Source organism: Fredinandcohnia onubensis (assembly GCF_002734215.1).
GTDB classification, from domain to species: Bacteria; Bacillota; Bacilli; order Bacillales; family Bacillaceae_L; genus Ferdinandcohnia; species Ferdinandcohnia onubensis.
Window position 1 is genome coordinate 1 of the sequence record NZ_NSEB01000016.1, and the last position, 13,725, is coordinate 13,725.

Here is a 13,725-nt window from a genome sequence, read left to right on the forward strand (position 1 = left end):
GTATTGTGTTCAGTTTTCAAAGAACTTTTTAAAGTTTCGCTATCGTTGCTCTCTTGAAGCAACTTTATTATAATATCATTTATAATTTTGATAGTCAACAACTTTTTTTATCTTTTTTTATTTCAACACCGCATCTCGGCGGCAGATTTATAATATACCACCTCTGAACTTTTAAGGCAACCCTTTTTGATAAAAAAATTATACTAATAAAGTTTTTCGATTGAATCCATAAAAAAATAGAGTGGATATCCACTCTATTACTCAAATTATTTATGACGCATTTGCGGGAATAGTAATACATCCCTTATTGAAGGAGAGTTAGTTAATAGCATAACGAGTCTATCTATACCAATTCCTAATCCACCTGTTGGTGGTAATCCATATTCTAACGCTTCTACGAAATCTTCATCCATCATATGCGCTTCGTCATTTCCTTGCTCTCTTTCTTTCAGTTGAGCTTCAAATCTTTGACGTTGATCAATCGGATCATTTAATTCTGTGAAGGCATTAGCATGTTCTCTAGCAACAATAAATAGCTCGAAACGATCTGTGAATCTAGGATCTTCAGGATTCTTCTTCGCTAATGGCGAAATCTCTACTGGATGTCCATAGATAAATGTTGGTTGGATGAGCTTCTCTTCGATTTTTTGCTCAAAGAACTCGTTAACAATATGACCGTACTGCATATTGTCATTGATTTCAACATTATGTTCCTTTGCAAGCTGTCTTGCTTCTTCTACACTCATTTCCTTCCAGAAATCTACGCCTACATATTCTTTAATAGCATCTACCATGTGGAGTCGTTTCCACTCTGGCTTTAAGTCAATCTCATATTCACCATAGGTTACGGTTGTAGTTCCTAGTACCTCTTGGGCAATATGAGCTACTAGGTTTTCCGTTAAGCTCATGATGTCTTTATAGTCTGCATAAGCTTCGTAAAGTTCAATCATTGTGAATTCAGGGTTATGGCGTGTTGATACACCTTCATTACGGAATACCCGGCCGATTTCATATACTTTTTCTAAGCCACCAACGATAAGGCGCTTTAGGTGTAACTCAATCGCAATACGCATATATAATGGGATATCTAACGCATTATGATGAGTAATGAACGGCTTTGCCGATGCTCCACCAGGGATGGAATGCATCATTGGTGTTTCAACTTCCAGGTAACCATGGTCGTCCAGATAGCGTCTCATCGCTCGGATGATTTTACTGCGTGTAATAAACGTTTCTTTGCTTTCCGGACTCATGATTAAGTCTAAATAGCGCTGACGATAGCGCTGCTCTACGTCCTTTAGACCATGGAACTTATCTGGTAGTGGACGTAATGCTTTTGATAAAAGTTCAAATGAAGAAACTTTAATAGAAAGCTCCCCTACTTTTGTTTTGAATACCGTACCAGTTACTCCGACAATATCTCCTAGGTCGGCAATATTAAATATCTCATATTGTTCTTCCCCAACTGCATCTAGACGTACATATAGTTGGATTTGACTAGTTAAATCTTGAATATGGGTAAATCCAGCCTTCCCTTTACCACGCTTTGTCATAATACGACCAGCAATGGTAACCGTGATTTCTTTTTCATCTAATTGCTCTTTTGTAAATCCATCGTATAAGTCGATTAACTCACGTGTGCTATGGGTTCTTTCAAATCTCTTACCGAAAGGGTCTACTCCCATTTCACGCAATGTATGTAGCTTTTCTCTTCTGACAATCAATTGGTCATTTAATTCCTCATGATTCATTTCCATCAACTCCTATTTTGTCACTCATCTATGAAAAACCGTAAATATATAACTTGTCCTATTCCAATATAAACGTAAAGCAGAAAAACTGCCAGTAATTAACTGGCAGTGGGTTGCTTACGGGTATTATAGTGTAGGGAACTATTGATGTCAAACAACCTTAGCATTGTTTTCTTGCTTTTTTTCTACTTCTTCAACGAAGCTTTGTAAAGCTGACACTAATTCTTCTCGTGTATTGCAGTTGTTGACATCATTACGCACTATTGCATTTCCGCGGATTCCTTTTAGATACCACGCTGCATGCTTTCTGAATTCCCTTACCGCAATGTTTTCATTCTTTAAGTTAATTAAACGATCTAAATGAAGAATTGATACATCAATTTTTTCCCTTACGCTTGGTTCTTCAATTAGTTCACCAGATTCTAAATATTTAACTGTTTGATAAATCATCCATGGGTTTCCTAGTGCTGCACGGCCAATCATTACACCGTCACAGCCGGTTTCATCAAGCATACGTCTTGCATCCTGTGGTGTTTTAACATCACCATTTCCGATAACAGGGATGTTTACCGATTCTTTTACTTGTTTAATAATATCCCAGTTCGCAAACCCTTCGTACATTTGAACACGAGTTCTTCCATGCATGGCTACTGCTTGACCACCAGCACGTTCTACCGCTTGGGCATTTTGAATGGCAAAAATATGGTCTTCGTCCCAGCCCATCCGCATTTTTACAGTAACTGGTTTGTCAACTGCATCAACTACTGCTGAAACCATCTCATAAATCTTATTAGGATCTAAAAGCCACTTTGCCCCTGCATCACATTTCGTAATTTTTGGTACAGGGCATCCCATGTTAATATCAATAATATCCGCAGTTGTATTTTTATCAACAAACTTAGCCGCTTCAACTAATGTTTCTTTTTCTCCTCCAAAAATTTGAAGGCTAAGTGGCTTTTCACGTTCATCTATATAAAGCATTCCCATTGTTCTAGCATTTTTATAGAGAATTGCTTTATCACTTACCATTTCCGCACAAACTAATCCGGCACCAAATTCCTTAACAGTTAGACGGAATGCAGAGTTACACACCCCAGCCATCGGTGCAAGAACAACTTGGTTCTTCATTTCGATATTGCCTATTTTTAACACGGTAACCCTCCTTCCTTCTATTTCTGACACTATTTAATCAACCTCTTTTGGACGTAAGTCATCAAGTGGCACTTTTAATATATCTGCAACCTCTTGTAAAAATATCTTGCTTGGCATCCGTGTTCCCCGCTCTACTTCTCCAATAAGAGACACCGATACCCCGAGGTCTTTTGCCAAACTCTCTTGGGTATACCCTTTTAATTTTCGAAAAGCACGAATACGTCTTCCCCATTTCTCCGCTTCCATATACGCACACCTTCTCTGTCTTGTAATTCGTCTAGTAGTAAGGATATTGGTTTCGTTTCTGCCGGAATTTCTATATCCTGGTCTATTTCAGCTAATGGTACCATAACAAATGCTCGTTCTGTCATTCGGGGGTGGGGAACAATAAGACGCTCTGTTTCAATATTTTCTTGATTAAACAGCAAAATGTCAAGGTCGAGTGTTCGAGGCCCCCACCTTATTTTCCTTTCCCTACCAGATTCAAGCTCTATACCCTGCAAAACCTCTAGTAAATCCAATGGTTGTAAATCCGTATTTACTTTAATTACCATATTTAAGAATCGGTCTTGATCCTCATAACCAACGGGATCTGTTTCATAAATTGATGAAAAACCAATAATCGCTATCTTTTTTTCTTGGATAGCTTTTAATGCTGAATGTAAATAAGACTCCCGGTTACCTATATTTGTACCTAAGGCGATATAAGCTGAATTATTCACTACCTTCGACTCCTCGTGATCTCTACCGCTACTGATTGAAGCTGTCCTGGTATTGGTGGGTCAGGCTTGATTACTTTTATTGTGCAACTAGAGACCAATGGAAATTGAGCTAAAATAGCGGTAGCCATTTTTTCAGCTACTGCCTCAAGCAACTTGTACGGTTTTCCCTCTACAATTTCCTTACATAGGTTGTAAAGCTCCCCATAGTGAACCGAGTAACTTAAATTATCCGTTTCACCCGCTTGTTTAACATCCACTTCTACCATGAGGTCCACGAAGAAGCGTTGTCCTAGCTTTGTTTCTTCCGGGAAAACGCCATGATAGCCATAAAATTGCATTTGGTTCACATAAATTTTATCCATTATCGTTATTCCCCTTTACCAACAAGGACATCCATCATTTTAGCAAGTCTAGCATTCACCCTCACATTGTGTACACGGACGATATCACAGCCCTTTTGGATACCGAGGCAAGTCGTTGCACCAGTTGCTTCATCACGTTCCTTTGGTGGCAAATCGAAAATTTTTCCAATAAAGGACTTCCTTGATGTTCCTAATAGGATTGGGTAACCTAAGTCAGAAAACCGGTCTAGTTGACGAATCGTTTCAATATTTCCTTCAAAAGTTTTTGCAAAGCCTACTCCCGGGTCTATGATAATATTCTCGTCCTTCACACCCGCAGCTTTTACAATTTCAATGCTTTCTTTTAAATCGACGATCATATCATCAATAAGTTTTTTATAGTCTTTATTGTCTCGGTTATGCATGAGAATAATCGGCACTTGATAGGTTGCCGCCACTTCTGCCATTTTAGGGTCTGCTTTTGCCCCCCAAATATCATTAATAATATGCGCTCCAGCTTCAATTGCCTGCTTTGCTACTTCAGACTTGTAGGTATCAATCGAAATAGGTACGTGAACTTCCTTTACCAACGCCTTAATGATTGGAACCACTCTAGCAATCTCTTCTTCATCAGAAATTCTTTCATGTCCAGGCCTTGTCGATTCACCACCAACATCAATAATATCTGCACCATTCTCGACCATTTCTTTTGCGTGCCGAATAGCGGCATCTAGGTCAATATAGGAACCACCATCTGAAAATGAATCAGGTGTGATATTTAGAATTCCCATGATCATCGTTTTTTTCGAAAAGTCTAATTGATAAGGACCACATGTTAGTGTTGGTCTGCTTGCTCTGCTTTGGCCCATTTCTCAAACTCCTTTGTTATTCGTTTATACAATATAAGCCTGTTTTGAAAATAGAATATATGTACTTAAAACAGGCACTCTGATTTTTTTAGTTTGTTCCTACCTCACTTTTATTACTGATGAATTGTTTAATTACATTTTCAATCAGTTGCTTCCCAGCATTAGTCATTATGGACTCTGGATGAAATTGGACACCCTCGATTGGATACTCCTTGTGACGGATGGCCATGATTTCACCCTCTGCTGTTTCAGCTGATATTTCAAAACACGCAGGAATTGTTTCCTTTTTAACGATTAGGGAATGATATCGAGTAGCTGTAAAAGGCTGCTCAAGTCCTGAAAAGATAGTTTTACCATCATGAATAATTTCGGATGTTTTGCCATGCATAAGCCTTTGGGCTTTTATTACATCTCCACCAAACGATTGGGCAATCGATTGATGACCAAGGCAAACACCAAAAATCGGTATACGCCCTGCAAAATGAGAGATTGTCTCAAGACTAATTCCTGCCTCATTCGGTGTACAAGGCCCAGGGGAAATCATAATTAAATCGGGGGATAAACCTTCTATTTCCTGGACTTTGATTTCATCGTTTCTTTTGACGATAATCTCTTCTCCTAATTCTCCCACATACTGCACTAAATTAAATGTAAACGAGTCATAATTATCAATCATTACGATCATCTTAGCTCACCTCATACTCTTATTTTTTTAAAACTCTACTTCACTCAGCTCTGTGTTAACATCTATAGATCGTCTATTTTTATATTTTACATGATATACGATTACTGGTACACCATTGAATTGAAAAAAGAGTCTAATCCTATAAGGATAGACTCTTTTATATGTTGACAAACCTCTTTACTTATTGCTCATCAAATTGATAAAGAACAGTACTTAAGTAACGCTCACCATTGTCAGGGACAATTGCAAGTACTTTCTTGCCTTTACCTAATTTTTTCGCAACTTGGAGTGCAGCAAAGATAGCCGCGCCAGAAGAAATACCTACAAGGAATCCTTCCTCTTGACCTGTACGGCGTGCATATTCGATTGCTTCTTCATTTTTAACTGTAAACACTTCATCATATATTTCAGTGTTTAAAACGCTCGGTACAAAGTTTGCACCTATTCCCTGGATTTTGTGAGGACCCGGTTTTCCACCAGAAAGAATGGCAGAGTCAGCTGGTTCTACTGCAACAATATGGATGTTTGGATATTTCTCTTTTAAAACCGAACCTGCTCCAGTAATTGTTCCACCTGTACCAATACCCGATACAAACGCATCTAATTGGTCACCCATTTGCTCAACAATTTCTTTACCAGTCGTTAAACGGTGAATTTCAGGGTTTGCTTCATTATCAAATTGTTGTGCCATGAAATAGCCATGTTCTTTAACAAGCTCTTCTGCCTTGTTAACAGCACCTTTCATTCCTTCAGCACCTGGTGTTAAAACAAGCTCCGCTCCATATGCACGTAAAAGATTACGACGCTCCATACTCATTGTATCAGGCATTACTAGGATTGCCTTTAAACCTTTAGCAGCTGCAACCATTGCTAAACCGATACCAGTGTTTCCACTAGTTGGCTCAATAATTGTGTCACCAGGTTTTAATTCCCCTTTTTTCTCTGCTGCTTCAATCATCGCTAAAGCAATTCTATCTTTTACACTGCTACCTGGGTTAAAGAACTCAAGCTTCACATAAACATCAGCACTATCTTCATCAACTAAGTGGTTAAGCTTTACAACTGGTGTTTGACCGATTAACTCATAGATTGAATTTGCTACTCTTGTCATGATTCCACCCTCAATCCCTACTATTTTTATTGGTTTTATCTACAATTTAACAACCCCAACCGTAAAAGTCAATGAATTTGCCACTTGCAGTTTGTGAATTTTTCCTACTGAATCAAATACGCCTTGGCGTATTTGCGCCCAGATTTTAGACCCACACGAAGTGGGTCATAAAGACGTTGCCACACGATGTGGCGTTCTTAGTCTTTGATCATACCGATCGAAAAACTACCATTGAAAATCTGTGGCATCCGCCGGAGGCTCTAACTTAATTAGTTGGGTTTCAACTAATTAAATTACTGTTGTTTTTCAAAGAACCACTTCACATTAAGTTCTTTCCAAAAGGGCTCTACAGAGATTGTTCCATTCATCTGGTCAATCGCGATTTGGCGCTTGATTTGATCCTTAACATCTTCATAGGAAAAGGTTACTTCATCAATTACCTCATGAAGGATAACCACCGCATAACCATCCTCTACTTGGATCGGTTCACTCCACTCATTTGGATTCAGATTCTCAGCAACTTCTAAATAGGTGTCTGGTGCATACCCATTATCCGCATTTACATATCCAAGTTCACCGCCACGATTTGCCGAAAACTCATCAATTGATTTTTCCATTGCAAGTGCAGAAAAGCTCGAACCATTTTTTAATTCATCCCGTACCTGTTCCGCCGTTTCCTTTGTTTTCACAACAATATGGGAAAGGTGATATGATTTTGGAATTTCGTATAAATGCTTATTTTCCTTATAAAAATGTTTCATTTCCTCTTCGGAAATAACAGCATCCTTTGTTAAAAGTTCTTCTAGTAAAATGCTTAACTCAATTTGTTCTTTCCAGTGCTCGTCATTTATTTTTTCATTGTCAATCGTGTTATACATCGTCTTTATTAACGTTAATTCACGATCAATCGCATCTTCAGATAAGGTAATATGATGCTTTTCGGCCATTTGACGAACAACTTCTTCATCAATCATCTCTTCTAAAATTTGTTTCCCGTATCGACCTTCAAGTTCATTTAACCATTGTTGTCTTGTTATGGTTATATCCCCAATTGTAGCAACTACTTCTTCTTCACCGCTTGCGACAACAGCTTTTGATGCCTTAACCGTTTTTTCCTCCGGTTTAGCTGCTGTAAAGTAAACAATCGACAAACAGTTTGTGATAACGAGAGCAGCAATAATTGACCACAATATCTTTTGATTCATCTTCCCATCTCCCATTACCTTACTTTGCTTGGTTTTTTAATTCTATTAACTCATCTTTTGAAAAATGATACTTTTCATTACAAAAATGACATTGTGCCTCTGCTTTACCATCTTCTTCAATCATTGCCTCGATTTCATCTGTGCCAAGGCTGATAATCGCACGTTCAATACGTTCTTTTGAGCAAGGGCAAACAAAGGATACTGGCATCTTATCAAGAATTTCAAGGTGTTCTATGCCAATAATCTCTGCTAAGATATCCTCTGGTGTTAGTCCCTTTTCAATCATCTTTGAAATTGGTTCTATTTCTTGTAGCCTTTTTTCAATTCGAGAAATGGTAACCTCATCAGTTCCTGGCATAAGCTGAATGAGGAAGCCTCCAGCAGCTAAAATTGAATTATCTGGATTCACTAAAACCCCTACTCCAACTGATGAAGGAGTCTGCTCAGAAGTAACGAGGTAATAGGTAAAATCCTCACCTAATTCTCCTGATACAATTGGAACTTGACCGGAAAATTGATCCCTCATGCCAATATCCTTAACAACTGTTAACGTACCCTCTGTTCCAACAGCTCTTCTTACATCCAGTTTCCCATGCTCATTTAAGTCAAAATGCGTTTGTGGATTTGTTACATATCCTCTTACTTCACCTTTCGCATTTGTATCGACAAGGATAATTCCAATTGGCCCTCCACCCTCAACTTTAATCGTCAGCTTGACTTCACCCTTTAGAGTGGCTCCTAACATAACCCCTGCTGTCATCGTTCTTCCAAGTGCTGCAGACGCAGTCGGCCATGTATAATGGCGTCTTTGAGCCTCAGCAACTGTTTCTGTTGAATCTATCGCATATGCGCGAACCTGTCCATCATAGGCTAATGCCTTAATCAAATAATCACTCATTGTTTTTTCTCCTTTTCATGTTGTTCGTTGATGTAATCAGCCTTTTGCTTCCGTATTGCGTTGATAGATAAGGTGCAAGCCTTTTAATGTTAAAAATGGGTCAACCTCATCAATCGTATTTGATTCTGCAGCGATTAGTGCAGCTAGTCCACCGGTCGCAATTACTTTTGGTTTTTCAATTGCCTGTGCTTTGATGCGGGCTACTATACCTTCAACCTGACCAACGTAACCAAATAATATACCTGCTTGCATCGCACTTACCGTGTTTCTTCCAATCACACCTTCTGGACGTGCAATTTCTATTCTTGGCAACTTAGCAGCCCTTGAATATAAAGCCTCTGTTGAAATGGCTATTCCGGGTGCAATCGCTCCACCCATGTATTGCTTCTTCTCATTTATGTAGCAGTAAGTTGTGGCTGTACCGAAATCAACAATGATGAGTGGACTTCCATGTAAATGAATTCCTGCAACAGCATTGACGATTCTGTCAGCACCTACTTCCTTCGGGTTATCATATTTTATGTTTAGGCCTGTCTTAATACCTGGTCCGACCACCATTGGCTTTATTCCAAAATACTTTAGGCACATACGTTCCAAAGCAAACATAATCGGTGGAACGACTGAGGACATGATAATGCCCTTAATATCTTTGAAGGTTAATCCTTCATGTTCTAATAATGACTTGATAACAAGTCCATATTCATCTTCTGTTTTGTTTCGACTTGTTTCAATTCTCCAGTGATGTTTTAATACATTACTTTCAAATACCCCTAAAACCATATTCGTGTTTCCCACATCAAAAACAAAAATCATGAAGTACCCCCAACATATAACGTATGACTTTGCAAACATCATACCACACCTGCTTTTTAGTATTCCACAATTAACTTTACTCAGTCGAGGGTTTACATGAAAACAAAAAGGTGTCTACAATTTTGTTGTAGACACCTCTTACTTTACTCTTCTTTATTCTTGTTTTCGCCTTCAGTTACATCATTCTCTTTTTTAGAGTTAATTGTAACTTTTACATCTTCTTTCGGTTTGTCTGCTTCTTCAAGCGCTACTGGTCGGTCAGGTAATTTACCTTCTTCGAATAAGCTCTTAATTTGGGCAGCATCTAAAGTTTCAACCTCAAGTAATGTTTCTGCGATAAGCTTAAGTTTATCTTGATGTTCTGTAAGGATTTGGCGAGCTTTCTCGTAGCTTTCCTTAATGAAGCGTTGAATCTCAAGATCAATTTCGTGTGCAATAGCATCACTATAGTTTTGCTCATTGTGGATATCGCGTCCTAAGAACACTTGACCACCCTGCGCTTGACCAAATTGAAGAGGACCTAACTTTTCACTCATTCCATATTCGGTAACCATTTTACGAGCAATACCTGTAGCACGTTGGAAGTCATTATGAGCACCTGTACTCACTTCTCCAAATGTAATTTCTTCTGCTACACGACCACCTAATAGACCTGTGATTTTATCTAACAATTCAGGTTTTGTCATGAAGTAACGGTCTTCCTTAGGAAGCATTACTGCATAACCGCCGGCTTGACCACGAGGCACGATTGTTACCTTGTGAACCATATCCGCTTCATCAAGCACCATTCCAATAACGGTATGTCCCGCTTCGTGGAACGCTACGATATTGCGTTCTTTTTTCGAAATGACACGGTTCTTTTTCGCTGGACCTGCAATTACGCGGTCTGACGCTTCATCAAGGTCCGTCATATCGATTTTCTTCTTGTTTTGTCGAGCAGCAACGAGTGCTGCTTCATTAAGTAAGTTTTCTAGGTCTGCACCTGAGAATCCTGGAGTTCTTGCAGCGATAGCTTTTAGATCAACCGATTCATCAAAGGGCTTATTACGAGCATGAACTCGTAAAACCGCTTCTCTTCCTTTAACATCCGGACGGTCAACTGTAATTTGACGGTCAAAACGTCCTGGACGTAGAAGGGCAGGATCTAGAATGTCTGGGCGGTTTGTTGCTGCAACGATGATGATACCTTCGTTTGCACCAAATCCGTCCATCTCAACTAGTAATTGGTTTAAGGTTTGCTCACGCTCATCATGACCGCCACCAAGACCAGCACCACGCTGACGTCCAACTGCATCAATTTCATCTATAAAAATGATACATGGCGCATTTTTCTTAGCATTTTCAAATAAGTCACGTACACGTGAAGCACCAACCCCTACGAACATTTCAACGAAATCCGAACCACTGATAGAGAAGAATGGAACTCCCGCTTCACCAGCAGCCGCACGAGCAAGCAATGTTTTACCTGTTCCAGGAGGTCCAACAAGGAGGATCCCTTTTGGAATTCTTGCACCTAGATCAGCAAATTTGCGTGGGTCCTTCAAAAACTCAACTACTTCAATAAGCTCTTGCTTCTCTTCGTCCGCACCTGCAACATCTTTAAATCTAACCTTTTTCTTTTCTTCGCTATATAACTTCGCTTTACTCTTACCGAAGTTCATAACCCTACTGCCGCCGCCTTGGGCTTGGTTAAGTAGGAAGAAGAATAAAATAAAGATGATAACAAATGGGATAATCGACGTAAAGAAGGTTACCCAACCACTTGTTTCCTTCGCTTTAAGGATATCTACGTCTGCGTTCTTCGCAGCTTCATAAATCCGATCTACTTCTTTTTGGCTTCCGATAATATTCGTTACAAAATATTGATCCTCTTTGTAGCCATTTAATTGGCCTCTTACTTCAAAGACGCCTCTTTCGGGTTGTACCGTGATATTTTTTACATCTCCAGTTTCGAGATGTTCAACAAACTTTCCATATTTCATCACTTCAGGCTGGCCATTGGCTCCTTGGAAGAAGCTAACCACTCCGATTATGACTAAAAATATGAGTAAATAGAATATGACGTTTCTAAAAATCCGATTCATCCCTTACCTCCTCCCGCGGTGAACAAACTATAGTAAATAGTATCATAGATAATAATTGCTATTCAAATGATTTACGTTTAACCTGCCAATAGGTTTCAAAAAAGTATAAGTTTTTCCACAAAAAACTTATTTTGAATAGACCTCAGGTTTTAAAACTCCGATATATGGCAGATTGCGGTATTTCTCAGCATAGTCGAGACCGTATCCGACAACAAACTCATCGGGAACAATAAACCCAACATAGTCCGCATTAATATCGGCCTTTCTTCCAGTAGGCTTATCCAAAAGTGTCACAATTTTAATGGATTTCGCCTTGCGATAACGGAATAATTCAACGATATAACTTAGTGTTAGACCACTATCGATAATATCTTCAATTACTAGGATATCTCTTCCCTCTACAGAAGTATCCAAGTCCTTAATGATTTTTACCTCACCAGAAGATACGGTTGAGTTTCCGTAGCTTGACACATCCATAAAATCCATTTCTAAGTATGTATCTACCCTTTTTAACAGATCGCCCATAAAAGGCATAGCTCCTTTTAGTATTCCAATGGCTAAAGGAAATTTATCCTTATAGTCCTCTGTTAAAGTATTACCTAATTCTTTAATTTTTTGCTGTAATTCTTCCTCAGAAAATAAAACCTTCTCAATATCCTGCTTCATTCTTTAAAGCCCCCTAAAATCATTGCGTGTATTGTAGTACGATATAGTGTGATTTTGTTTTACATGTTGCTTCATGTGATGACTTTTTCAATCCTGGAAGCCACAAAATCTCTCCTTGTTCATCCTCGACTATCGGCCAGAGATTACGCCGGTGAAGGGGTATTTTTTCATCGATGAAGATATCCTTCACTTTTTTAGAACCATTCATTCCTTTTAGCGTCATTTTATCTCCGTTTTTTCTCGTACGGACATAAATGGGCAATTGGATATTGTCCGGATCGATGACGAAACAGTCATTTCCGACCAAGCTTCTAGGATAGTTCCTCCACACTTGACTCTTTATCTCACTACCATCTTCAAGTTTATAAAGCCCAGGTGAATCAATCTGGAATCGATAGGGGCTTACGTTATCCTTATAATCCGTATAAGTATATGTACAACTATCATAAGATTTTACAATTCGTAACCCCGAAGGAAAATGCAATTCTCCGGATGGATGGTTATTCTCCAAGAAGGTTAACAAATTGTCGATATGTATGGCAGAAAGAGAAGGAGGAAGTTCTTTGTAGAGATAGTTTAATATTAGTTGAATCCCTCTTCTTTGTAAAGATTTTGGCATTGCTAAAAAGGTAGATATTTCAATCTCGATTTCGTTACCTTCATTCCTTTTCATTACTTTATTCATTTTCTCACTTGTTAATTCATCTAAAACCTGATTATCCTCTTTGATGTATTGACTAAATCGCAAAAAATGTTCATGCACCGCAGGATTTTCCTGTTTTAAAAATGGAAGAACATGATGTCTAAATCGGTTTCGTACATAGTCGTCCTTTTCATTTGAGGGATCGCGTCTCGGCATAAGATTCATTTCTAGGCAATACTCTTCAATTTCGTCTCTTGTTACTGCTAAAAATGGACGAATAATCGCTCCGCATGAAAACGGTCGGTTTATTTGTATACCTGCATATCCGATTCCTTTACTGCCTCTTACCAACCTCATTAAAATCGTTTCAACTTGATCATCCCCATGATGTCCAAGGGCTAAATGATCTGCTTGATATTTTCTCATCAATTCATCAAAAAAACGATACCGTATTTCTCTAGCTGCTACTTGAGAGCTTAAATTTTGTTTCTTTTTATAGGATGTGACATCGAATTGGATCGATTCAAAAGGAATTTGATACTCCTCACAAAATCCCTTTACGTATAATAAATCCTCCTCTGATTCTTTCCCTCTAAACATATGGTCAACATGGGCAGCAATAAGTGTTGAATATAAATCCTTTTGATGATGATACAAATAATGCAGTAAAGCAAGGGAATCCGGACCACCGGATACCCCTACTATTATTGTTGAGTCCTTCTTTATTAATTCATGTTTCTCAATAAACTGGTTTACTTTTTCAATCATTGTTGGACCAATCCTTT

Annotated in this window: 14 protein-coding genes; all 14 read right to left on the bottom strand. The window is 38.7% G+C overall.

Going from position 1 to position 13,725, the window contains the following annotated elements; translation table 11 throughout:
* Positions 1-266: 266 nt before the first annotated feature.
* The 14 genes from lysS to tilS all read right to left on the bottom strand — a co-directional run bounded on the left by lysS (position 267) and on the right by tilS (position 13,708).
* Positions 267-1,757, bottom strand: coding sequence for a lysine--tRNA ligase (gene lysS / locus CKK03_RS19065; RefSeq protein ID WP_180271315.1), 1,491 nt, complete (start codon positions 1,755-1,757; stop codon positions 267-269).
* Between the two features lie 144 nt (positions 1,758-1,901).
* Entirely contained in the window at positions 1,902-2,903 is a 1,002-nt protein-coding gene (gene dusB, locus CKK03_RS19070; protein WP_099364119.1) for a tRNA dihydrouridine synthase DusB, read from the bottom strand.
* 33 nt (positions 2,904-2,936) lie between these two features.
* Complete coding sequence (locus CKK03_RS19075) at positions 2,937-3,149, bottom strand: helix-turn-helix domain-containing protein (RefSeq protein ID WP_099364120.1); 213 nt, start codon at positions 3,147-3,149, stop codon at positions 2,937-2,939.
* The gene (gene folK / locus CKK03_RS19080; protein ID WP_099364121.1) at positions 3,101-3,625 is read right to left on the bottom strand and encodes a 2-amino-4-hydroxy-6-hydroxymethyldihydropteridine diphosphokinase; all 525 of its coding nucleotides are present in this window, start codon (positions 3,623-3,625) and stop codon (positions 3,101-3,103) included. Before folK ends, CKK03_RS19075 begins: the two co-directional genes overlap by 49 nt.
* On the bottom strand, positions 3,625-3,987 hold the full coding sequence (gene folB / locus CKK03_RS19085; RefSeq protein ID WP_099364122.1) for a dihydroneopterin aldolase: 363 nt from the start codon (positions 3,985-3,987) through the stop codon (positions 3,625-3,627). The genes folK and folB overlap by 1 nt, the downstream gene beginning before the upstream one ends.
* Positions 3,988-3,992: 5 nt before the next feature.
* Complete coding sequence (gene folP, locus CKK03_RS19090) at positions 3,993-4,835, bottom strand: dihydropteroate synthase (RefSeq protein ID WP_099364123.1); 843 nt, start codon at positions 4,833-4,835, stop codon at positions 3,993-3,995.
* An 88-nt stretch (positions 4,836-4,923) separates the two neighbouring features.
* Positions 4,924-5,520: an aminodeoxychorismate/anthranilate synthase component II gene (gene pabA, locus CKK03_RS19095; protein ID WP_099364124.1), complete on the bottom strand. Its 597-nt coding sequence runs from the start codon at positions 5,518-5,520 to the stop codon at positions 4,924-4,926.
* A gap of 181 nt (positions 5,521-5,701) precedes the next feature.
* On the bottom strand, positions 5,702-6,631 hold the full coding sequence (gene cysK, locus CKK03_RS19100) for a cysteine synthase A (protein ID WP_099364125.1): 930 nt from the start codon (positions 6,629-6,631) through the stop codon (positions 5,702-5,704).
* 293 nt (positions 6,632-6,924) lie between these two features.
* A complete protein-coding gene (locus CKK03_RS19105) occupies positions 6,925-7,836 on the bottom strand; it encodes a peptidyl-prolyl cis-trans isomerase (RefSeq protein ID WP_099364126.1) in 912 nt (303 codons plus the stop codon).
* A gap of 19 nt (positions 7,837-7,855) precedes the next feature.
* Complete coding sequence (gene hslO / locus CKK03_RS19110) at positions 7,856-8,734, bottom strand: Hsp33 family molecular chaperone HslO (RefSeq protein ID WP_099364127.1); 879 nt, start codon at positions 8,732-8,734, stop codon at positions 7,856-7,858.
* Between the two features lie 36 nt (positions 8,735-8,770).
* Positions 8,771-9,547 (bottom strand): type III pantothenate kinase, encoded by a 777-nt coding sequence (locus CKK03_RS19115; protein WP_099364128.1) that lies wholly within the window; start codon positions 9,545-9,547, stop codon positions 8,771-8,773.
* A 143-nt stretch (positions 9,548-9,690) separates the two neighbouring features.
* The gene (gene ftsH, locus CKK03_RS19120; protein WP_099364129.1) at positions 9,691-11,631 is read right to left on the bottom strand and encodes an ATP-dependent zinc metalloprotease FtsH; all 1,941 of its coding nucleotides are present in this window, start codon (positions 11,629-11,631) and stop codon (positions 9,691-9,693) included.
* 126 nt (positions 11,632-11,757) lie between these two features.
* Positions 11,758-12,297: a hypoxanthine phosphoribosyltransferase gene (gene hpt / locus CKK03_RS19125; protein WP_099353502.1), complete on the bottom strand. Its 540-nt coding sequence runs from the start codon at positions 12,295-12,297 to the stop codon at positions 11,758-11,760.
* Between the two features lie 19 nt (positions 12,298-12,316).
* Positions 12,317-13,708 (bottom strand): tRNA lysidine(34) synthetase TilS, encoded by a 1,392-nt coding sequence (gene tilS / locus CKK03_RS19130; protein WP_099364130.1) that lies wholly within the window; start codon positions 13,706-13,708, stop codon positions 12,317-12,319.
* Positions 13,709-13,725 lie beyond the last annotated feature (17 nt).